At 70.7% G+C, this 21,799-nt stretch carries 15 protein-coding genes; 7 read left to right on the top strand and 8 right to left on the bottom strand.

Going from position 1 to position 21,799, the window contains the following annotated elements:
* Window positions 1-44 precede the first annotated feature (44 nt).
* The 5 genes from ACH4XV_RS37765 (at window position 45) to ACH4XV_RS37745 (ending at window position 4,624) form a co-directional block, all read left to right on the top strand.
* A complete protein-coding gene (locus ACH4XV_RS37765; protein ID WP_395797268.1) occupies window positions 45-1,031 on the top strand; it encodes a hypothetical protein in 987 nt (328 codons plus the stop codon).
* A 137-nt stretch (window positions 1,032-1,168) separates the two neighbouring features.
* The gene (locus tag ACH4XV_RS37760; RefSeq protein ID WP_395797266.1) at window positions 1,169-1,777 is read left to right on the top strand and encodes a PadR family transcriptional regulator; all 609 of its coding nucleotides are present in this window, start codon (window positions 1,169-1,171) and stop codon (window positions 1,775-1,777) included.
* A gap of 47 nt (window positions 1,778-1,824) precedes the next feature.
* Window positions 1,825-2,562, top strand: a complete 738-nt coding sequence (locus ACH4XV_RS37755; protein ID WP_395797264.1) for a VOC family protein — start codon at window positions 1,825-1,827, stop codon at window positions 2,560-2,562.
* 960 nt (window positions 2,563-3,522) lie between these two features.
* On the top strand, window positions 3,523-4,467 hold the full coding sequence (locus tag ACH4XV_RS37750) for a Scr1 family TA system antitoxin-like transcriptional regulator (protein WP_395797262.1): 945 nt from the start codon (window positions 3,523-3,525) through the stop codon (window positions 4,465-4,467).
* Window positions 4,430-4,624 (top strand): DUF397 domain-containing protein, encoded by a 195-nt coding sequence (locus tag ACH4XV_RS37745; protein ID WP_395797260.1) that lies wholly within the window; start codon window positions 4,430-4,432, stop codon window positions 4,622-4,624. The genes ACH4XV_RS37750 and ACH4XV_RS37745 overlap by 38 nt, the downstream gene beginning before the upstream one ends.
* A 44-nt stretch (window positions 4,625-4,668) precedes the next feature.
* Here the strand turns inward: ACH4XV_RS37745 and ACH4XV_RS37740 are convergent, their stop codons facing one another.
* On the bottom strand, window positions 4,669-5,064 hold the full coding sequence (locus ACH4XV_RS37740; RefSeq protein WP_395797258.1) for an SRPBCC domain-containing protein: 396 nt from the start codon (window positions 5,062-5,064) through the stop codon (window positions 4,669-4,671).
* Between the two features lie 5 nt (window positions 5,065-5,069).
* A complete protein-coding gene (locus ACH4XV_RS37735) occupies window positions 5,070-5,672 on the bottom strand; it encodes a CGNR zinc finger domain-containing protein (RefSeq protein ID WP_395797256.1) in 603 nt (200 codons plus the stop codon).
* Between the two features lie 218 nt (window positions 5,673-5,890).
* On the opposite strand from ACH4XV_RS37735, the gene ACH4XV_RS37730 reads away from it, so the two are divergent.
* Window positions 5,891-6,304, top strand: a complete 414-nt coding sequence (locus tag ACH4XV_RS37730; RefSeq protein WP_395797255.1) for a DUF3291 domain-containing protein — start codon at window positions 5,891-5,893, stop codon at window positions 6,302-6,304.
* Window positions 6,305-6,410: 106 nt separating this feature from the next.
* On the opposite strand, the gene ACH4XV_RS37725 is transcribed toward ACH4XV_RS37730, so the two are convergent.
* The 3 genes from ACH4XV_RS37725 to ACH4XV_RS37715 all read right to left on the bottom strand — a co-directional run bounded on the left by ACH4XV_RS37725 (window position 6,411) and on the right by ACH4XV_RS37715 (window position 13,603).
* Window positions 6,411-10,811 carry a tetratricopeptide repeat protein gene (locus tag ACH4XV_RS37725; protein WP_395797253.1) on the bottom strand — a complete coding sequence of 1,467 codons (4,401 nt, stop codon included), beginning with the start codon at window positions 10,809-10,811 and terminating at the stop codon, window positions 6,411-6,413.
* Window positions 10,812-11,565: 754 nt separating this feature from the next.
* Complete coding sequence (locus ACH4XV_RS37720; RefSeq protein WP_395797251.1) at window positions 11,566-12,489, bottom strand: calcium-binding protein; 924 nt, start codon at window positions 12,487-12,489, stop codon at window positions 11,566-11,568.
* Between the two features lie 511 nt (window positions 12,490-13,000).
* Entirely contained in the window at window positions 13,001-13,603 is a 603-nt protein-coding gene (locus ACH4XV_RS37715) for a helix-turn-helix domain-containing protein (RefSeq protein ID WP_395797249.1), read from the bottom strand.
* A 271-nt stretch (window positions 13,604-13,874) separates the two neighbouring features.
* On the opposite strand from ACH4XV_RS37715, the gene ACH4XV_RS37710 reads away from it, so the two are divergent.
* On the top strand, window positions 13,875-14,864 hold the full coding sequence (locus ACH4XV_RS37710; RefSeq protein WP_395797247.1) for an alpha/beta hydrolase: 990 nt from the start codon (window positions 13,875-13,877) through the stop codon (window positions 14,862-14,864).
* 58 nt (window positions 14,865-14,922) lie between these two features.
* Here ACH4XV_RS37710 and ACH4XV_RS37705 read toward each other — a convergent pair whose 3' ends face one another.
* The 3 genes from ACH4XV_RS37705 to ACH4XV_RS37695 form a co-directional block, all read right to left on the bottom strand.
* The gene (locus ACH4XV_RS37705) at window positions 14,923-16,464 is read right to left on the bottom strand and encodes a YfcC family protein (protein ID WP_395797246.1); all 1,542 of its coding nucleotides are present in this window, start codon (window positions 16,462-16,464) and stop codon (window positions 14,923-14,925) included.
* 113 nt (window positions 16,465-16,577) lie between these two features.
* Entirely contained in the window at window positions 16,578-17,927 is a 1,350-nt protein-coding gene (locus ACH4XV_RS37700) for a M20/M25/M40 family metallo-hydrolase (protein WP_395797244.1), read from the bottom strand.
* A 272-nt stretch (window positions 17,928-18,199) separates the two neighbouring features.
* Entirely contained in the window at window positions 18,200-21,574 is a 3,375-nt protein-coding gene (locus tag ACH4XV_RS37695; protein WP_395797242.1) for a serine hydrolase, read from the bottom strand.
* Window positions 21,575-21,799 lie beyond the last annotated feature (225 nt).

Here is a 21,799-nt window from a genome sequence, read left to right as displayed (position 1 = left end):
GGGGCGGGCTCGGGGTGATGGTTCGGGTCGGTAGCGTGGTCGGCGTGCACATACATCCCGAAGACGAGGCGCTGGTTGCGGAGTTCCCGTGGTTGGGGGACCTCGCCCGGGTCGCGGTGTTGCTGAATCCGGCGAGCGGTGTGCCCGAGGCGGGTGACAGCGGTGTGGGCAGGCCGTTGTTGTGGCCCGCCGGCGAACCGTGGCCGCAGTGCTCCGTCGGCCACTGGGTCTACCACCGCGACCCGCTCAGCGCGGCGGAGCGCCGGGAGTGGCAGGAGATGGACGAGGCCCGCAAGGTCCGCGCCCGCAACGGCACCGGCCAGCACAACGTCCTCACGCACGAGGAGGCGGCAGCACAGAAGCGGATCATGAACGGTGCGAGCTCCCTGGACATGCTCACGTGGGAACGGATCTCGACGCGACCGGACCCGTGCACCGATCCCGTGGCGATGGTGCCCGTGCTGCAGTTGCGCGCGTGCGACGCCCCTCGCGTGTTCGAGGGACGCGACGCGGACCTCCTCCAGGTGTTGTGGTGTCCGAACGACCACGACCGCGAGGACGTGGCCGGCGGATACCCGTACGGCGGCCCGCGCCTCGAACTGCGATGGCGCCGCAGCACCGAGGACGGGCTCACACCGGCCACGCCGCCGCAGCCGCGTCGGGCAGCGGACGGATACATCCCGAGGCCGTGCACGTTGAGCCCCGTCGAGGCACAGGACTTCCCCGAGCACGACCACCTCCCGGAGAACCTGCGGGACGTCGTCGAGACCTGGTGCGAAGAGCAAGACCGGGACTACCACGACGACTTCGCCTGCCTGGGCGGATGGAAAGTCGGCGGGTGGCCGTCGTGGCACCTCACCGACCTCCAACGGATCACCTGTTCCGAAACGGACTGCGGACGCCGCATGCGACTGTTCCTGACGATGGACAGCGGCGGCGATCCGTCCCTCAACGTCGGCCGCTTCGGCGAACTCCGGATATTCGTCTGCCCCGACGACCCGGGACATCCCATCGCCTTGAACATCCAGTAGACGGTTTCGCGAACCGGCCACATGTTCCGCAAACGCCTCGACCCGACGTGACCAAATTTGGCTAGGGAGGGAACGGCGGGTACGCTCACCAAAACGGTAGCCAAATTTGGCTACCGTGACGGAAGGGGGCTCGCTCGGTGAAGCCGGTGAAGCCGGTGCGACTGCTGGTATTGGGCGCGCTGCGCAGACGCGGACGCACGCACGGTTATCAGATCCGCGCGGACCTGGAGTCCTGGGGCGCGCACGAGTGGTCCACCGCCACGTCGGGTTCGGTGTACCACGCACTCAAGAGCATGGCCGGCCAGGGCCTGCTCGCGGCGTACGAAACCGGCCCCTCGGACGCCGGCGGCCCGCCGAGGATCGAGTACGAACTGACGGACAAGGGCGAACAGGAATACTTCGCCCTCCTGCGCCGGGCCTTGGCCGACCGCGAGCCGAGCCTGGACGTTCTGGGCGCCGCCGTCGGCCTGATCGAGGACCTGCCCCGGGAGCAGGCCCTACAGGCACTGCGCGAGCGGGCCGACGCGATGCGCCAGTGGCGCACGAGCATCACCGCACACCTGCCCGCGGACGCGGACCTGGACGCCTGGGGACCGGTGGGCGAGGTCATCTCCCTGTGGCTGGCCACCGCCGACGCCGGCGCCGAGCGGACCCAGCGGCTGATCCACCGCCTGGAAGAGGGTGCGTTCACGATGGACGGCGAGCCCTCCACCGCCACCCTCAGCCCCGTGCGGCCGGACCGGTAGAAGCCGGCGGGCACCGGCGATACTTCCCCTGCGAAACGGAGGAATTCATGGCAAACGAGATAACCGTGCCGCTGCTTCCATGCCGGTCCATCGACGAGATCGTCGAGTTCTACACCATGCTGGGCTTCACCCGGACCTACTACCAGACCCGCCCGAACCCGTGCGTGGGTCTGCAACGCGAAGACCTCCAGCTGCAATTCTTCGGCATGCCGGACTTCAAGGCCGAGGACTCCTACGGGTCCTGCGTGGTCATCGTGGACGACACCCAGGAACTCTTCGAGGCGTTCGCCGCGGGCATGCGCAAGGTCCACGGCAAGCTCCTGGTCTCCGGGATCCCGCGGATGACCCGGCCGCGAAAGCGCAAGAACGCCGACAACCAATCCGGGTTCACCGTCATCGACCCCGGCGGCAACTGGATCCGGATCTTCCCTTCCCCCGGTAGCGACAGCACCGGTGCGCCCGCGGTCGGCAAGCTGGCCAGGGCGCTGGAGAGCGCCGTCGTACTCGGCGACTCCAAGGGCGACAATCAGCAGGCGGCGAAGATCCTGGACGCCACGCTGGCCCGGGAGCAGGACTGCGCACCAGCCACCGAACTGGTCGAAGCGCTGGCCTACCGCGCCGAACTCGCCATCCGCGCCGACGACACCGCCACCGCGGCCGATGCCCTGGCCCGCGCACGCGCCGTCCCCCTCACCGAAGCCGAACGCGGCCAACTCACCGCGCACTTGGCCGGCCTCGAAGACCTGGAGGCCGTCCTCCAACGAACACACGAGTCGAATTCCTGACGGCAGACGACGACAGAACACGCGTCCTGAGCTCCGAGGACGAGTGGTTGACACGCGACCTCGAGTCCGGCCGGCACTCGACACCCGCCGGATTCGGATCGGCTTGGATTTCGGAGGAACGGTTCAGAGTCGGTAGCAGCCGTAGGCGCGGGGGCGGGGGTGCCGGGTGGGATGGGGAATGGGCGGGATTTGGCGGGTGGGGCGCCGTCGCTTGGGAACCAGACGCCGTCGTCCGGTACGAGGAGGGTGAGCGAGGCCGTCCAGGTGGGTTGGGCCGGGTCGAAGGGTTGTACGCGGGCTTCGCCGGTGTTCGGGTCGATGTGCTCGATCGTTCCGGGCGGGTGGGCCCGGCGCAGGCAGTCGCTCGTGTGTTTCGCCTTGTCGCCGACGCCGATGCGGCCGGGCGGCCTGGGCGGTGGCGGGATTCGGCTTACGTCGTCCGAGGGCATGACCCAGGCGACTTGGCCGCCGCGCGGTTGCACGGTGAGCTTTTGGCCGCCGTCCGGGAGGGGTTGCGCCATGAGGATCTGGCCGGGCCGGCGTACCTCGCGGATGGCGTCGTCGGTCGGCTCGACCCAGTCACCCTCGCGATACGTCACGGCCCACCCCAGCGGTTTTGGCGAATCGTCTTCCAACACCCGCAGGTGCCCGCAGTGCGTCCGGAACTCGGTGCCGCCGGCCAGCCGCACGAACGCCTGGAGGTTGATCACGGCGGCGAACGTCCCGATACGGCCGGAGAGTTCGCATCGGACGACGCGCTTGCCGTTGGCCTTCCAGAAGTGGGCCACGTGGTCTTTGGTCCAGTCGTGTGGGCTCTCGGGATAGTTATCTACGGTGGGCATGCCTGTCCTTTCGGTTGCCGCCAGTACTGATTCGGCCACTCTGTGCACAAGCATCGATCCGACGCCTAGGCTGCAATAGCCATTGGGGTTTACGTGACCTGCCAAAAAGGGGGGATCGATGAGCGACGAGGCCCAGGACGAGGCGCCAGTCGTAGAGGTGTTCGGACGCATGGTCGCGACGCTTCGAGAAGCCGCCGGATACCGGCAAGCCGAACTCGCGCGCGCCACCTACGGTTTGAGTGCCACACGGCTGAACCAGATCGAGCGAGGCACCGGGCACCCTCCGACGCTGGCGAACGCAATAGCTTTGGACGCCGCCCTCAATAGCGATGATCTCCTGACGAGGCTGTGGAAGCACGTCACCAGTCGGATCTTTCCGGCGTGGTCCCAGCCCTTCATGGATTTCGAGAGCACAGCCGTCGAGATCCGCAAGTATCTCGTCCAGTTCGTGCCTGGCCTACTACAGACGGAGGACTACGCCCGGGCAGTGCTGCGCTTGGGTCGGGCACTGCGAGACGAAGCTCAGCTCGAAGAACGGGTTCGCGGTCGATTGGGTCGACAGGAAAGGCTCACCGGTCCGGACGCGCCACATCTCTGGGTGGTTCTTGACGAAGCTGTCATTCGGAGACCGGTCGGCGGGCCAGACAGCATGCGTCAGCAGCTCGCGCGCCTACTGGCAACCGAGCACCACGACCGAATCAACGTACAGATTCTCCCCTTCGGTGAGGGTGAACACCCGGGCATGGGGGGCTCGTTGACGCTCCTCACGATGCCGGACAAGCGCAAGGTCGCCTACACCGAGGGGGCGGATGTCGGACGTATGATCGAGGATCCAACCGAGGTCGGACAGTGCGCCATCACTTACGATCTGCAGCAGGCGCGAGCCCTACCGGTCGGAATGTCCATGAACATGATCCGAGAAGCCATGGAGGGCCTAGACCGTGCGCGCTTCCCGAGTTCAGCTCGAGCCCTACGCCTGGCGAAAGTCCAGTCACAGCAATTCAGAGGGAGGAGACTGCGTGGAGGTGGGGAGCACCGAGGTGCAGGCCGAGGTATGGCGTAGGTCGTCGTTCAGCAACGGGACCGGTGGCAACTGTGTCGAGGTCGCCGAAGACGTCCCGGCCGTCGTGCCCGTCCGCGACAGCAAGAACCTGCGCATAGGCCACCTCATATTCGGCGCGGCCTCGTGGGCCGCGCTCACGGCTTCGCTGCGGGTCTGACGTATCGTCGGTCCGATGCCGGCGTGGCTGGCGCGCATGAAACGTCATCGCCGGTCGAGGGCGGCGGCGATCCGGTCCATGGTGAGCTGCCAGTGTGTCCGCTGCTGTTCGCGATCTTCGGCGCTCGCCAGGTGCTCTTGATGGAAGCGGAGCATCGTCCGGGCCCCGTCTGCGGCGGGGGCGAGGGCGATCTGGACCGTGGTGGTGCCGTAGGTGACACGGATGCGGTCGCCCGGGCGGTAGCCCCGCACCTCGCCCACCGCGCCTGCGGCCGTCCGGTACGAAGCACCGCGCTCCGGGGTGAGCACCGCGCCGGGGCCGAGCCACAGGGCGAGCCCTTCGGGGTCGCTGACGAAGTCCCAAACAACGGGCACCGGGTGGGGCAGCGTCCGGGACACGCCGATCTGCCAACCGACGTCCTTGGTGAGTCCTGTGGGCATGGTGGTCATCCTTCCTCGGAGTGGCGGGCGCGCAGCGCCCTGACCTTGTGACGGTTGCCGCAGTGCTCCATGGAGCACCAGCGGCGGCGGCCCGGGCGTGAGGTGTCGACGTAGACGAGGTGGCAGTCCTCGGCGGCGCAGGTGCGGATGCGGTGCGCGAAGGGGCCGGTCAGCAACTCGACCGCGTCCCGGGCGACGGTGGCCGCCAGTTGCGTGCCGTTGGGGGTTCCGGCCCATCGCCGCTGCCCGGTCGGCGCGATGGCGGGTGCCAGGGCCGGACGGGCCGCCGCCTCGTTGACGACTTCCAAGTCGGCGGGCGGGTGCGGCTTGCCGCGCGTGTGGGCGACAACCACGCGCAGCAGTGCGTCACGCAGCCTTCGCATGTCGGCCACCTCGGCTTGGGAGATCTCCAACGCGGGCGTCGGCATCAGCCGCGACCGCTCCGCCCAGGCGGCGAGGTCGGCGGGTTCGTGCAGGACCTCGTATCTCCGATAGAGGCCGGGGCCGCCGGTGGGCAGCAGTTCCAGGCACAGCGCGCCGGGGTCGAACCGGTAGGCGACGCCGGTATGGGAGTGCAGCGTCAGCCCCTTGGCCGCGGAGGAGTCCATGTAACCAATATAACTGGTTACACGACAGAGTCGGAAGCGGAAGTCGGTCATCGACATCCCGAACGCGTCCGCCCTCGCGGACGTCCGGTCCGGGTCGCCATCGGCGCTGGTGGGCGGCGGTCCGTTCCCGCAGGCCCGAAGGCGCGGATCGGTCGCGACCGCTGCCGTCGTGCGCGTATCCTCCGGCTCCTGCCTACTTCGCGATCTTGGAGGCCTTCGTGCCCACCCTGCCGTGGACCGTTCCCAACGCGCCCGGAGACACCACGTCCGCCCTGGTCATGGCGTCGCGTTTCGAGGTGCGCAGCCTCAAGGACGTACCGCGCTTCTTCACCAAATCGCTCGCCGCCTGGCGCCAGGTCAAAAGAGCCCCCGGCTGCCTGGGCGCCTCCCTGATCGCCCGTCCCTTCAAGCGCACCTTCCTGACGCTCTCCGCGTGGGACGACCGCCAGTCGCTCATGACCTTCAACGGCACCGATCCGCACCGCGGCATCGTGACCGCGATGCGCCCGACAATGAAGACGTCGACCTTCGTCTTCTGGAACGTCGAGGTCGGCGACCTCCCCATCAACTGGGCCGACGCCGAACGCCGCATCGCGGAAAAGGCCGCCGGACGGACGGACACCGATCATTGAGGTTGTCGTTTCGGGGTGACGATGGGGCCGGTTGTGTGACCCGGCCCCGCGTGGAAAGGAGGCCGCCCCGGAGTTGGGGGCGGCCTCCTGTGTGGTGCCGAGCGGGTCAGGCTTCGAGTTCGGCGAGTCGTTGCCGTGCTCGGGCCAGCTTCGGGCCATACGTGGTCGGGTCGGTGGCGTTGAGCGCCACGTAGAGGTCGATGGCCTCGCGCACCTGCGCGATCGCGGCGGTCCTGTCACCTGTGCCGATCGCGAGCTCGACGGTGGGTGACATGATCCAGTCGGCCAACTGCGGTCGATAGGCCGGGTTTCGGACCGCGATGGGACGTAGGCCCGCGACGGTGACCGAGGCCAAGGCGGCTGCCCGGGGCAGCAGTTCCGGTTTGCCCGACAGCCGGGCGGCGATCTCGAATGAGTCCGCGGCGAACCGGTAGCCGAGTTCGTCGTCGTCGGGGGACTCGTCGACGAGTACCTGGTAGGTGCCGATGGCTTCGTCGCTCACCGCCTCCGCCTCGTCCCAGCGGCCGACCGCGGCGAGGAACGCGGTGGTGGGGGTAGCGGCCACGTGCGCCAGTTGCGGCCGATAGCCGGGGCTCCGCCGGGCCAGTGCGCGCAGGTTGTCGACGGCCTGTACGGCGAGGTCGGCGGACTTGGTGTGCAGCCCGGGATTTGCCCACAGGTGGGTGGCGACGTCGAGGCATGCGGCCGAGACGCCGTAGGCGAGTTCGTCGTCGACGGCGTTCTCGCCGGCGAGCTTCCGATAAAGCGCGATCGCCTCGTCACCGAGTGCCACGGCCTCGTCCCAGCGGCCCGCGGCGGCAAGGAGCGGGGTCGTAGTGAGGGCGGCCCACTTCGCGAACTGGAGCCGGTAACCCGGGCTCCGCCCGGCGAGGGTCCGCATGTTGTCGGTGCCTTGCACGGCCAGGTCGGCGGCTTTGGCGCGCAACTCCGGGTTGGCCGACAGGTGGGTGGCGACGTCGAGGCACGCGGCCGAGACGCCGTAGGCGAGTTCGTCGTCGACGGCATTCTCGCCGGCGAGCTTCCGATAAAGCGCGATCGCCTCGTCACCGAGTGCCACGGCCTCGTCCCAGCGGCCCGCGGCGGCAAGGAGCGGGGTCGTGGTGAGGGCGGCCCACTTCGCGAACTGGAGCCGGTAACCCGGGCTCCGCCCGGCGAGGGTCCGCATGTTGTCGATCGCCCGGACCGCGAGATCCGTCGCCGTCGGGCGCAGTTCCGCCTTGGCCCACAGGTGGGTGGCGACGTCGATCGACGCCCAGGAGATCCGGTAGACGAACTCGTCGTTGCCGGGATGTTCCGCGGCGAGCGTCCGGTACAGGGCGACGGCTTCCTCGCCGGTGGCGACCGCCTCGTCCCAGCGGTCGGCTCCCGTCAGGATGGTCGTCAGGGTGACCAACGCCTCGCCGATCCGGGGGCGATAGCCTGCATCCAGGGTGGCCAGCCGGCGCAGCAGAGTACACACGGCCGACTGCGGCTCGACCGATTCCGCCGGGCGAACCGCTCCGTACAACTCCCTGGCCCGAACCTCCAGGGCGCCCACGAGTCGCTCCGCGCCGCGCCGTTCGTCGGCCGTCAGGACGCGGTCGGCGGAGGCCCAGTGATACGCCGCCGGCGGACCGCCCGCCAGGGCACGGGCGAACACCTTGCCGGTGGCCGGGCGAAACACCGCAAGCTCGTCGCGGCCGTCGCCGTCGTAGTCGGCGGGCACCGGAAGGTCGCCGACCCCGCCCAGGATCACGGTCCGAGTACCACCGCCCGACGCGGGGGTCACCCGCCAACTGCCGTCGGCCGGATCCCAGATCACCTCGTCCCTCCGGCCGTCACCGTCGAAGTCGGCGGTCAGCGCCATCCGCGCGGCGGGCGGCCCCGAGGGCGTCGCGCCGCGATGCCAGTACCAGAGCGTGAGGAACACGTCGTTGAGGCCGCCGAGATCCAACTTGGCCTGCTCGGCCGCGGACTTCTCGATGGTGATCCGCCAGGTCGCGGCCGGACTGCGCCCCCAGTACGCCTGCCGGACCGACGGCGTGCCGGGGTCGTGCTTGTCGAACGTCGCCTGGACGGTGCTCGAGAGCGGACCCGCCTGGGCGTCCACGGTCGTTCCGTCCTCGGCGCGGTTGGTGGACAGACCTCCGTGCTCGATCACCACGGTCATCCGGGGCGTCTCGGCGCGGGCGCCGAGCAGACCGACGTGTACGTACGCCACCTTCATCGCGAAACGATTCGGGAAGGCGTCGAGCGGGAGGGTGAAGGTGGCGGTGCCCTTGGTGCGCAGCGCGTCCAGCAGTTCGGGGGTGTTCAGGTCGAAGTAGTGAAGATCCTGGTCCACCGGGTACCGATCGTGGAGCCGGCGCAGATCGGCGAGTTGCGGCAGCCGCTGCCACGAGGTCTGGTACTGCCGGAGCAGGCCCTGGACGCGGCTGTCGTCGCCCCGGGGCAGCGGACGATAGGCGTTCTCGATGTCGTCCGGGTGGAGATATCCCATGTCGAAGGTGTACGTGGGGGTGAGATTGCTCAGCGTCCACAGGTCCAGCGCCCGGTGGGCATAGAAGCAGTACTCGATCAGCAGATCCATGTAGTGCCGGTTCTGGTCGATCAGTCGGCGGGCAATGTCCACCAACTGCGCAACGTCGCCCTCCCAGTCACCCTCCAGGTGGGTCAGCCGCGCGATGTCGTTCGCGTTGGCGGCGATCTTTCGCTCGGCGGCGACCACCGTGAGTTGCTTCTGACTCACTTCCAGGACTTGGAGCGCGCGCTCCCGGAGCAACTCCATCTGCCGGACCAACAGGTCCTTCTCGGCGTTCTGGAGCTTTCCGTCCACCTTGGCGTTGAGCAGGTCGGCGACCGTGCCCGCCGCGTGGATGAACTTCGTGGTCTGGTCGCCCAGTTTCTCCAACTTGCCGGTGTCGATCTTCACGTCGGAACGCAGTTTGGGAATCGTGCCTTTCCAGTCGAACCAGTTGACCAGGTAGCTGCCGTCACCGTACTTCCCGGTGTTCGTGTCGAACCCCTCCAGGACCGCGGCGTTCTTGGCGAGCATGTCCCCGGCGGCGAGCAGGGCCACCAGCGAGAGCCCTCCCGTGTACACGGCACTCGCGAGGGACGCGATCGCGATGGCTGCACCGATCACCGGGCCCAGGTCGTTGCCCGGCGGGAACTCCAGCCGCTCCGACACCATCTTCGCGCGTACGGCGTCGAGTTGGGCATTCACCTCGCGCATCTGCATGTCGATGACGTCGGCGCGCCCCTTGGCGTGGTCCAGGCCCGTCTTGGCGGCGTTCCGCTCCACCTCCAGTACGGGTCGGAGGTCGTCGAGATGGGCCACCTGCGTCGCGACCAGTTGGATCTTGTCGGCTTTGCCGATGGCGGTCAGCAGCAGGTCGCGCGCGGCGATCAGGGAGGCCTGTACCAGTGGGCCGTAGATGTCGACGAACTTCTCCTGAGCGGGGAAGTCCGGCATCAGGTCGAGGTCGTAGGGCACGCCGATGGGGGTGAGGTTGTGCGCGAGATGACGGGACAGCTCGGCCGCGCGGGCGAGTTCCGGCTTCAGCACCAGGGCCCGGCCGAACTCGTGTCCGGCGGCGATGCGGGCCTCGGCCCGCTGCGGCAGTGCCGGCGCGTAGGTGCGGAACAGGAACTCGCCGACCAGCGTGCGGTATTCGGCCCACGCCTGGGTGTAGGCGTCGCCCAGCTCGGCGCGCACCGCGGTCCACCACGCGTCGGCGGTGTGGTCGCGCTGGTCCGGCTGCACGCTCGGGCCCGCCGCCTGGCCGGGCAGGCCGTCGACGCCGTCCGGGCCGGACTCGCCGGGCCCGTTCCAGCCGCCGCCCCCCGATCCGCCGCTGCCGCCCTGACCGGCGATGCCGGGATCGCCGCCGCTGCCGTCGGCGCGCACTCCGGAGCGCGTGACCGACTCGACCCGGATCTGCGCGCCGGAGCCGCCGACCGCCGCGTTGCCGCCGTTGCCCCCGCGTCCGCCGGAGCCGGGATCGCGCCCGTCACCGCCCCTGGGTGGCTTGACGCCGTCCTTGCCCGTACCGCCTCGACCGCCGTTGCCGCCGACGCCGCCGCGCGCGTTCAGGGTCAGGTCGGTCAGCGTCGCGGCGAACAGCGTGATCGGGGTGGCCGTACCGCCGGGCATGCCGTTGCCGCCCGGTTCGCCCGGCCGGCCGTTGGTGTTGTCGGGGCCGCTGCCGCCGATACCGCCGGCGGCGCCCGCCTTACCGTTCACGCCGGCCGGCCCGGTGGTGGCGACGGTTCCGCCGTTGCCCCGATAGGTCTCGGCCACCAGCAGCACCGGGAAGCCGGTGAGTGGGAACACGAATCCCGCGTCGTGGACGATCTCCCGGGCGATCAGCACCACCCGGGTGCCGGGGGCGGGTTTTTCCGCCTGTAACTCGGCCAGCAGCGCGTCGTTCACCCGGATGGTGTCCCGGAGATATACCCAATCGCCCGAGGCCACGCTCACGCCGCGGTCGGTACCGGAGATCATCGATGTTTCCTCTCGGTCGAGGTTCCGGGGACGGGACCGTGTCGGTGTCCTCCCCGGCGAAAGCGGGCGCGGACGTCGCCGCAGCCCTGCCTCGGATGGTGTCCTTCGGCGGTTGGCGCCCGCTGGGCATCGGCCGGACGAACACAATGGGGCGGCGCGCTCGGGCCCGGGACGGGTGCGCCCTGCCGGAGACCGGAACCGGTGCGAGTCCGAGCCTGACACGTCCGAGGACCCGCGGGTAGGGCGCGATTCGCTCAGTGGACCGTGCGCCCCCGGGAACACGGCCGTGGGGTTTCACCGCGCCGAGAGCGACCCCGGCGCAACGGCGGCGACCGCGGGGGCACGAACCACGGCGGGGCCAGGGCCGGTCCGGTTTCGGCGATGAAGCCGTCGAGAGGGGCTGGTCGGTAGGCCGGGCGCGTGCCTCGGTCGACTCCCGCATCGCGGCCTCGCCGTGATGGGTGTGGTTGTGGTTGTCCCGGACCGACACGTCGGACCGCCGAGCCGTTGCCGGGCGACAGCGGCGACGCCACCCCCTGCGTGAACATCTCGGCCGCCCGCAACCGCACTTGCCCGCGCCGGGCCCGCCGTCAGGCCACCCCCGCCGGAATACCGCATGACACAGGCACATACGCGATCGACCGACACCCTGGGCCCGGGGTGTCGGTGCGACCAAGCGAAAGTGCCGTGTTCGGCTGAACGGAACACCGGTTCAACGAAGTGACCGGGGCGTACTCCTGGTACGACTACCTACTCACGCCTCGCAGTCGGCGGAGACAGTGCCGCCGTCGAGGCCGACGTCGCACTGGTCGATCCCGGTGCCGCCGAAGAGGGCATCGACGCCGGCTCCACCCCTGAGGATGTCGTTCCCGGCGTTGCCTTCCAGCGTGTCGTTCCCGTCGCCGCCGATCAGCAGGTCGTCGCCTTCGGCGCCGCGCAGCTGGTTGTCGGCGGCGTTGCCGGTGATGGCGTCGTTGTACTGACCGCCTCGCACGTTCTCGACGTCGGAGTGCACGTTGATGTTCGTGTAGCCGTTCTGGCCGTCGTCGGCGACGTCGTCCAGGGTCACCGTCACCGGGCCGGTGGCCAGGGTGAAGGCGATCTCGTCACGACCGGCGCCGCCGAAGACCTCACGCGGCGCGGTCGAGGTGGGGTCGTACACGACGATCGCGTCGTCACCGTCGCCGCCTCGGGTGACGGTGCCCACCTTGGCGTAGAGGACGTCGTCCCCCGCGCCACCGTCGATCTCACAGCGCGACGCGTTCACGATGTCGTCGTCCGCGCCGCCGTTCACACGGCAGTTCACGCCTGCCCTGCCGGTCAGCTGAACGATGTCGTCTCCGGCACCGACGTCGACGACGACCGAGGTGAAGTTGGAACTCGGGCAGACGGCTGCTCCGGAGGCATTCTTCGTGCAACCGTTCCCGACCGTCACGCCGCCGCCGGGAGTGGAGTCCGACACCGTCCAGCCGGACGCGGATCCGGTGACCGTAACGATGTTGTCCACCGCCCCGGCCGAAGTCGTGTGCAGCACACCGTCGTTGTCGACGTACACCGCGGTGCGCGCGACCGCGGCAGCCGATCCGGATGTGCCGGCTCCGGCGATCCCCGTTCCGGCGATCCCAACCGTCACGAGCAGCGCGGTCGATAACCGCGCTAACCGACGTCCATGAGACATCGAAGTTCCTCTCCTTCTCTCACTCTTCGCGCGTATACCCTTCCGGGGGACGCGCGAGATGACACGAACACCGCCACGTCGCGCGGCCATTGGCGGCCCGCGTACGAAACGGGCCCAGGGGAACGTCCCTCGTGGACCCGCGACGGCGTGGGCGTGTACCCACGCGTCACAGAATCCCCTTCCGGAACATCCGCCACAGCGAGGATTTCGGACAAAGAATTCGAATAGTGACGATCTTGGTGTCGGCGGCACGCGCGATCACTCGACGTCTCCAAGGCCGCTTCGAACGCCATTTCGAGTGCCGTTTCACCGGTTTTCGGTCAACGCATCCCACCTCCGACCCGGCGGATACATCCCGAGGTCATCCGAACAACCCGAACAGGACACCCGAGACCATGCGTCGAAGTGGCCCGATCTCGGCGGCCCAGTGGCCAACTCCCTTCGAGGGAAGGCGAGTTCGAAGAGCCGACGGCGGCTTTCGGTGACCCGGACGAGCGGGCCCCGTGCCGCGCTACCGGGGTCCTCGGTCGGGCAACGGGGTGCGTGGGCGCAGACGTTCGCCCTGGGGGCCGAACATGATCAGGTATTCCACCGGGCCGCCGGGGCCGGCGTTCGCGACGCCGTGGGCGGTGCGGGTGTCGAACTCGGCCGTCTCCCCGGCGGTCAGGACGAGATCCTGGTCGCCGAGGGCCAACCACAGGCGCCCGTACAGGACGCACAGCCATTCGTATCCGTCGTGGGAGACCTGCCGGGGCCGCGCGGGCGGCGCGTCGATCGCCGGCAGGACGTGTTTGTGGGCGTGCAGGCCGCCGACGTAGCGGGTCAGCGGCCACACCGCCTTGTCGTCGCCGGCGCGCTGCGGCGTCGGCGGGCGTGGTCCGGCCGGGCCGGCCGGGCCGGCCGGTGCGGTCCCGGCCAGCTCGTCGAGGGAGACGTCGTACGCCTTCGCGAGCCGCAGCAGCACCTCCAGGGTCGGCCTGCGCCGGCCGTTCTCGATCCGGGACAGCGTGCTCGGCGCGATGCCGGTCGCGCGGCCGACAGCGGAGAGCGTGGCGCGGCGCCGCTCGCGCGCGATCCGCAGGCGCGGGCCCATGGCCGCCAGAGCGTCGGCCATCCCGTCGTCCGTCCCCGGCTCCGGCTCCGACCCCGGCCCTGGCCCCCGCCCCGGTCCCGGTCCCGGTCCCGGTCCCCTCTCCGACTCCGACTCCGACTCCGACTCCGACTCCACCATGCCGCTCCCTCCACTGTGTCGCCTCCACCCCCTGTCCTGCAAGTTTGCCAGGATGTCAATGCCACTCGCCCCGCGCACCCGCCGCAACGCATGATCGGTGGGTGACCGCGGCCGGCCGTGAACCGATGAGCCGCCCGTGACCCGAGGAGAAGCGATGCACCACCCCGCGCCGTCCGCCGACCAACGCCACCGCACCATCGAGGCCCCCGCCGGGCGCCTGCACCTGGTCGAGCAGGGCACCGGACCGCTGGTCCTGCTCGTCCACGGCTTCCCCGAGTCCTGGTACTCCTGGCGCCGGCAGCTCCCGGCCCTCGCCGCGGCGGGCTACCGCGCCGTAGCGCTCGACGTCCGCGGCTACGGCCGCTCCTCCAAGCCCGCCACCGGCGACGCCTACCGCATGCTCGACCTGGTCGCGGACAACGTCGCCCTGGTGCGCGCCCTGGGCGAGGAGCAGGCGGTGATCGTCGGGCACGACTGGGGCGCCAACATCGCGGCGACCTCCGCCCTGCTCCACCCCGAGGTCTTCCGCGCCGTCGCCCTCCTGAGCGTGCCCTACGCGCCGCCCGGCGGCCCCCGCCCCACCGACGTCTTCGCGCAGATGGGCGGCGAAGAGGAGTTCTACGTCTCGTACTTCCAGGAGCCCGGCCGGGCCGAAGCGGAGATCGAGCCCGACGTCCGGGGCTGGCTCGCGGGCTTCTACGCGGCCCTGTCCGCCGACACCATGCCGGCCCAGGGCGCGCCCGACCCGCACTTCGTGGCCCGCGCCGGCGGCCGGCTGCGCGACCGCTTCCCCGCCGGGAGCCTGCCGGCGTGGCTGACCGAGGACGAACTCGACGTGTACGCCGGTGAGTTCGAGCGCACCGGCCTGACCGGAGCCCTCAACCGCTACCGCAGCATGGACCGCGACTGGGCCGACCTCGCCGACCACGCCGGCGCCCCGATCAAGCAGCCGTCCCTGTTCATCGGCGGCGCCCTGGACGCCTCCACGATCTGGATGGCCGACGCCATCGCCGCCTATCCGACCACCCTCCCCGGCCTGATCTCCTCCCACATCCTGGACGGCTGCGGCCACTGGATCCAGCAGGAGCGTCCCGACGAGGTCAGCCGCCTCCTGACCAGCTGGCTCTCCGGCCTCCGGGACTGAGTCGCCCGCCCCATCGGCCGGGTTCGCCCGAGGGCGCCCCGGCCGGCGCGGCGGCCGGTCAGGACAGGCCGGAGCCCAGCGCGAGGAAGGCACAGATCAGTACGAACAGGATGGCCAGCAGCGGCGCGGCGAAGCGCAGGTATTGGTTGTAGCCGACCTTGGCCAGCGACACCCCACCCATGATCACCGCCGTCGTCGGCACCCACAGATTCATCCACCCCGACGCCGCCTGCCACGCCGTGACCACCAACGCCCGTGGCACATCGGCGAAATCGGCCAGCGGCGCCAGGATCGGCATCGCCAGCGTCGCGTGCCCCGAGGTGGACGGGATCAGGAAGGCCAGCGGCAGGTTGACCGCGAAGATCAGCAGGCCGAACACCGCCGATGTGGAATCCGAGACCGTGCTCTCCATAGAGTGCAGCACGGTGTCGGTGACCAGAGCGTTGTTCATGATCACGGTGACCCCGCGGGCCAACATGATGATCAGCGCCGGCGAGATGAAGTCCGCCGCGCCCTGGATGATCGTCTCGGACAACTTCTTCTCGCCCATCCGGGCCAACAACCCGACGATGACCGCCGCCACGATGAACAGCGCCGCCAACTGGGCGAAGGACCAGTCGAGTTCCCACCCGTAAGGGGTGGCTTCGGCATCGCCCGTGAGGACCTGCGCCCACGGGATGATCGAGAAGATCATGAACACGAACGTGATCGTCACCGCGACCAGCACGATCTGGTGCGTCCGGGTCAACGGCGCCGGATCCGCGCCGGTCGCCGCCGCCTGCGCCTGTTCGCGGTCCCCCGGCAGGAACCCCACGAACGAGCGGGACGGATCGGCCTTGACCCGGCGCGCGTAGCGCACCACGTACAGGATCGTCACCGCCGTCAACACGACCAGCATGATCAACCGGAGCACGATGCCGTCGCCCAGCGAGATCCCCGCCGCCGACGAGGCCACGCCGGTCGCGAAGGGGTTCACCGTGGAACACAGCACACCCACGCCCGCGCCCAGGATGATCGCGCCGGTGGCCACCATCCGGTCGTAGCCGAGCGCCAGCATCAGCGGCACGATCAGGCCGTAGAACCCCAGCGTCTCCTCGGCGAAACCCTCCACCGAGCCGAGGATGGAGAACACCGTCATGATCGCCACGATCAACACGGCGCCGCGTGTGCGCAGTCGATGCGCCAGCCGGGCGATGCCCCGATCCAGCGCGCCGGTGGCGAACACCACCGTGATGAACGCCCCGATCGCCAGCACGAACAGGAACACAGCCGCGCTGCCGTACAGATCACCGGAGTTGTCCGGCGCGACCTGTCCGCTCTGCCCGTCCTTGATCCCGTACAAGCCGTTGACCGGTGACAGGAACAGGTCGTTGAGCCGCTGGATGAAGTCCTCGGGCGACTTGGTGTGGTGGTAGCTGCCCGCGATCGGCTTACCGTCTTCGCCGCGCCGGTACTCGCCCGTCGGAATCGCGAACGCCAGCGCCCAGACCGCGATCGTCACGATCGCCAATACCGTCAGCGCGCTGGGAAAGCGGAACCCGCGCTTCGGCGAGGGTGTTTCGTCCTCGGCCTCGGTCGGCGGGGCTTGGTCGGTGCTCACGCGGTGCTCCTCGCGGCTGCTGGTGGTTCGATGTGGCTGCCGGTGGTTCGTGGGGCGTCGGGGTCGAGGCGGTGGTGACGCGGGCGCCGGGGCGGGGTCGCGCGTGTCCCGCCTCAGTCGCGCCGGAACCGCTCGGCGTATGCCGTGAAGAAGGCCGCCTCCGCGACCACCGCGTCGCGCAGTTCGCTCACCAGGACCCGCTCGTTGGGCCCGTGCAGGTTGCACATGCTGTCCTGTGCCCCGAACAGCAGGATCTCCGCGCCGGGTTGGGCCGCCGCCAGGCTGTTGACCAGCGGGATGGACCCGCCCGCCGCCGCGTGTACGGGCTCCTCGCCCCACGCCGTGCGCAGCGCCTCGTGCGCGGCGGCGTAGGCCACACCGTCGGTGGCCGCCGCGAACCCCGAACCGGGCGCGCCGGCCTGAGTCACCGTCAGCGGTACGCCGAACGGCCGCAGGCCCTCCAGGAATTCGATCAGCAGCCGCTGTGCCTCGGCCGGGTCCTGGGCCGGGTGGCAGCGCATGTTGAGCTTGGCCCGCGCGGAGGGGACCACGGCGGAGGCCGCGCGTTCGACCGAGGGCGCGTCCAGGCCGGTGACCGTGACGGCCGGGCCGGACCACAGGCGCGAGCCGAGATTGCCGGTGCCGATCAGCGGCATGCCGGCCCGGATCCCGGCGAGCCGACGGAACTCCTCCTCGCTCCAACCGCCGCCCGCCCACTGCTCACGGCGCAGGCCGGGCACGGCGACGTCACCCTTGGCGTCGTGCAGGGCGGCCAGCGCGTGCAGCAGTACCAGGAGGGCGTCCGGTGCGGCGCCGCCGAAGTTGCCGCTGTGCTTCGCCTCTTCGAGCGTGTGCACCTCGACGATCACCTCGACCACGCCGCGCAGCGCCACGGTCAGCGTGCCGGTGCCGGGGCGGATGTTGCCCATGTCGGCGATCACCATCGCGTCGCAGGCGAATTCGTCCGGGTGCGCCTGGGGGTAGTCGTCGAAGTCGCTGCCGTACTCCTCCTGGCCCTCGAACACGATCCGGATCCCCACCGGCGGCCGGCCGTCGAACGCCCGCAGCGCGCCGACGTGCACGATCAGGTTCGACTTGTCGTCCGCCACGCCGCGCCCGTGGATCGCCCCGTCGACGTCGGTCGGTTCGAACGGCGTGGTCGTCCACAACGCCTCGTCGCCGGCGGGCTGTACGTCGTAGTGCCCGTACAGCAGCACGGTCGGCGCGTCCGGGTGCGGCGGCGGGATGTGGCCGGTGATCACCGGGGAGGTGTCCGGCAGTCGCAGCGCGGCGATGTCCTGCACGCCGGCGTCCCGCAGCAGGTCGACCACCATGTCGTGAGCCTGGGTCACCGGCTCCGGCGGGTAGCCGGGGAAGGCGATCGACGGGATCCGGGTGAGCCGCCGCAGGTCGGCGCAGAGGTCGTCGAGCATCCCGTCGACCCGGGTGGTCAACTCGTCCATCGTGGTACTCCTTGGCCGCCCCGCACGCGGCGCGCCGATCGCGTCGCCCGGTCCATACTCGCGCAAACCGGGCAAACGGCCGAGGTCCGGCGCGCCTGCGGGGGCACCCTCACCCGGGTGGGCGCACGGATGCGGCGGCCGATCGAGTGAGGGCGGCTCGGGGACGGGGCGGGGCGCGCACGGAATCGGCCCCCTGCCTCGGACGGGAAACGAGGCAGGGGGCCGACGGCACCGCGTCACGGGGCAAACGCGGTGGGGGTGGGCGGGTCGGGTCAGTCCCGTTGCGGACTGATCCGAGCACCCAGGTACAGGAATCGCCGGCCGGTGCCGAACGAGGCGAAGGTGAGCGGATGCCAGATCGGCGACCCGGGCAGGCGTACCGCGAACACGTCCTCGGCGACCGGCACCATCCGCATCTCGGTGACCGTGTCGGGCAGGGTGTCCGCCAGCGGGCCGGTCAGCTCGCGGCGCAGCACCAGACCGTCGGGCGTCACCGTCACCTCGTCGCGCTGTGCGGCGCGTTCGTAGACCCCGACGTAGCGGTCCACGTCCACGGCCGGCGGCTCGGCGGGCGGGCCGAACGGCTCGTTCGGCGCGATGCCCGCCACCTCGGCGAGGATCTCCGCGAACAATTCCTCGGAAAGCACCTCCCCCTGGCCGCCGTTGGTCAACAGCGCCACCGCCAGGCCGTGTTCGGGCAGTACCTGGAGGAAGGCGAGCTGGCCGACGGTGCCACCGTTGTGGCCGCACAGCTCCTGTCCGTCCACCGACCACAGGCGCCAACCCAGGCCCCAGGCGGTGCCGGTCAACGCGGTGTCGGGTACGTCCACCTGTCGCTCGCGCATCGCGGTCGTGTGCTGCGCGGCGAGCAGTCGGCGGCCGTCGGCGGCGAGGCCGTCGGTCAGGTGCAGCCGGGCGAAGGCGAGCAGTTCGGCCGCGGTGGAGGAGATCAGGCCGGCCGGTCCGAGGGAGCGGGGCAGGCCCGACACCGGTGCCACGGTCGGCGCGCCGCCGCCTTCGGAGACGTGTCCGATCGCGGCGCTCAGAAGCAGCACCTCCTCGGGCAGCGTGACGGTGCGGGTCAGTCCGAGCGGGGTGCTCAGCCGCTCGCGCAACACCTCGTCCCAGGTCTTGCCGGTCAGGTGCTCGATCACCCGGCCGGCCAACACGAAGCCCGCGTTGCAGTACGACCAGCCGGCGCCCGGCGGGAAGACCTGCGCGACGTCGGCGAGGGTGTCCACATAGCGGGCCACGCAGTCGTCGCCGCGCCCGGTGTCGGGGAAGTGGTCGCCGTCGATGCCGGAGGAGTGCGTGAGCAGGTGGCGCATGGTGATGCGCTTGGGCAACTCCGGGTCGGACAGCCGCAGTTCCGGCATCAGTTCGGCCAACGGCTGGTCCAGGTCCAGCAGTCCGTCCTCGACCAGCTGCATGACCAGCGTGGTGGTCCACACCTTGCTGATCGAGCCGATCTGGAAGACCGATTCGGTGGTGACCGGGACGCCGGTGTTCAGGTTGAGGACGCCGTGGGCGGCCTCGATCAGGTCGTCGGGGCCGTTGTCGCCGAGGCGCAGGACGGCGAGCGTCGCGCCGGGGACCTGGTGGCGCGGGGCCAGCGTGGACAGCCGGCGCTGCCAGTGCGCGGCGTCCAGGCGGGCCGGGCGGGTGCGGCCGGCGGGACCGGCGTACTGCTCGACCCAGTCGATGATCCGCCGGTTCCAGTCGAGGCGGTGCGAGGGGCGGCCCTGCAGGATGAACAGGTGCGAACCTTCGGGGTAGAGCACCATCCGGGTCGGCACGCCCTGCTCGCGCAGCGCGCTGAACCACTGCTGGGCCTGGCCGACGGGGCACCGCATGTCGGCGCCGCCGTGCACGATCAGGGTCGGGGTGCGTACGTCGCCGACCCGGGTCAGCGGGTTCATCGCGGCATAGCGCTCGGGCTCGTCGCGGTAGCTGATGTCGCCGAATTCGGCCCGGGCGAGGAAGGTGCCGGCGTCGGAGGTGCCGGAGATGCTGACCAGGTCGCTGACCACGCCGCCGGCGACCGCCGCGGCGAAGCGCCGGTCGCGGCTGGTCAGGTAGCAGGTCATGTAGCCGCCGTAGCTGTAGCCGGCGACGGCGAGCCGGTCGGGGTCGGCGATGCCCTCGGCGACGAGGGTGTCCAGCGGCTCCAGGAAGTCGGGGGCGTCGGCGAGGCCCCATTCCCCGACGGCGGCGGTGAAGAAGTCCTCGCCGTAGCCGTCGCTGGCCCGGGGGTTGGGCAGCAGGATGGTCCAGCCGCGCTCGACCAGCACCTGGTGGTAGAGGTGGATCGAGTCGGCGGTGCCGCCCCACGCGTTGTGCGGGCCGCCGTGGATGTCCATGAGCAGCGGGCCGGGGCCGGTCGCCTGCGGGTCGCGGATCACCCGGGCGTGTACGACGGTGCCGTCGGAGATGGTGAACCGGCGGTCGACGGCGGTGAACAGTTCCACGTCCGGCAGCGCGTCGGCGACGTGCGTGGTGAGGACGCGCTCGGTGCCGTCGGCGGGGTCGACCAGGACGATCTCGCCGTACGAGGTGGGGGTCGCCAGCACGATGGCGACCGGCCCGGGGGCCTGCGGGATCGAGAGGCCGGAGACGCTGCGGTTGTCGCCGCCGACCAGCACGCGCGTGGTGTCGGTGACGGGGTCGAGGACCAGCAACTGGGTGTCGCCGGCCTCCCGGGCGCAGAACAGCAGTTCGCGGCCGTCGGCGGTGAATCGGGGCAGCGCGCCGGGGTATCCGCCGCCGCCGGACATGATGTTGCGGTCCAGCGAGGCGGCGAGTTGGGCGACGGGGCCGCCGGCAAGGGGAATGCGGAGCAGGCGCGCGTGTCCCGTGCCGTTGTGGGTCGCGCCGACGGCGAGCAGGGCCTCGCCGTCGGGGGTCCAGCCGACCGGGCCGGTCATGCCGTCGGCGGGGCCGACCTGCTCGGCCGGTACGTGGGGGGTGGACGGGTCGAGCACGTACGCCGCCGACAGGTTGCTCACGTCGGCGTCGGCGTCGCGGCCGGCGGAGAAGGCCAGCCGGCGGCCGTCGGGCGACCAGGCCGGCTCGCTCGCGTGCCACTCCCCCTCGGTGAGCTGGGTGACCTCGCCGGTGTCCGGGTCGAGTACGTGGAGGTGGCTGCGCATGGTGCCGAGCAGGCCGGCGCCATCGGCCTGGTAGTCCAGGGCATCGACGACCAGCGGCGCATGGCCCCGGGCGGCGCGGGCGGCGTCGTCCTCGCCGGGGACGGCGTGGGTGTCGACGGCAGCGGTGAACGCGATGCGGGAGCCGTCCGGGCTCCAGATCGGGCGGCCGGCGCCCAGCGGCAGGCGGGTGAGCTGCCTCGGGTCGCCGCCGGCCACGGGCAGGATCCAGATCTGCGGCGGGCCGCCGGCGGCGCGCAGGAACGCGATCCGTGTGCCGTCGGGCGACCAGGCCGCGCTGCCGTCGCCGGGACCCTCGGTGAGCCTGGTCGCCGGGGTGTCGCCGGCGGTGGCCACCAACCACAGACTGCGCACCGGACGGTCCGCCTCGGCATCGACGCCGACCAGCGTGTAGACAACACGAGTCCCGTCGGGGGAGATCGACGGCTGCTCCGGCAGCACAATCGCGGTCAGGTCGTCCAGACGCAGACGTCGTGTCATGGCTTCCTCCATCCTGGGTCGCCCTCGGCCCGGTCCCGCCGACCCCGGCGGCGGCGAATGCCACGACGCTAGAGCGGCGAGCGCCCGGGAACTTCGTGGCAACGAACCAAGGTGAAGCCCCCTTTCGGTGCGGCCCCACCAGGCGGGGCGGAACGGGAGGGGGTAGGCCGGAGGAGCGGGGGCGGGGGCGGGGGCGGGGGCGGAGTGGGCCAGGGCCGGGCGGCG

The organism is Embleya sp. NPDC020630 (assembly GCF_044334985.1).
In the GTDB taxonomy this organism is placed as follows: Bacteria; Actinomycetota; Actinomycetes; order Streptomycetales; family Streptomycetaceae; genus Embleya.
This window is presented reverse-complemented; position numbering and strand designations above follow the sequence as displayed.

Bases quoted from the DNA above. Each gene is read 5' to 3' on its own strand.
- ACH4XV_RS37755 (WP_395797264.1), top strand. From the start codon at position 1,825: ATGGCAAACGAGATAACCGTGCCGCTGCTTCCATGCCGGTCCATCGAC.
- ACH4XV_RS37750 (WP_395797262.1), top strand. From the start codon at position 3,523: ATGAGCGACGAGGCCCAGGACGAGGCGCCAGTCGTAGAGGTGTTCGGA.
- ACH4XV_RS37740 (WP_395797258.1), bottom strand. From the start codon at position 5,064: ATGCCCACAGGACTCACCAAGGACGTCGGTTGGCAGATCGGCGTGTCC.
- ACH4XV_RS37735 (WP_395797256.1), bottom strand. From the start codon at position 5,672: ATGGACTCCTCCGCGGCCAAGGGGCTGACGCTGCACTCCCATACCGGC.
- ACH4XV_RS37725 (WP_395797253.1), bottom strand. From the start codon at position 10,811: ATGATCTCCGGTACCGACCGCGGCGTGAGCGTGGCCTCGGGCGATTGG.
- ACH4XV_RS37720 (WP_395797251.1), bottom strand. From the start codon at position 12,489: ATGTCTCATGGACGTCGGTTAGCGCGGTTATCGACCGCGCTGCTCGTG.
- ACH4XV_RS37715 (WP_395797249.1), bottom strand. From the start codon at position 13,603: ATGGCCGACGCTCTGGCGGCCATGGGCCCGCGCCTGCGGATCGCGCGC.
- ACH4XV_RS37710 (WP_395797247.1), top strand. From the start codon at position 13,875: ATGCACCACCCCGCGCCGTCCGCCGACCAACGCCACCGCACCATCGAG.
- ACH4XV_RS37700 (WP_395797244.1), bottom strand. From the start codon at position 17,927: ATGGACGAGTTGACCACCCGGGTCGACGGGATGCTCGACGACCTCTGC.
- ACH4XV_RS37695 (WP_395797242.1), bottom strand. From the start codon at position 21,574: ATGACACGACGTCTGCGTCTGGACGACCTGACCGCGATTGTGCTGCCG.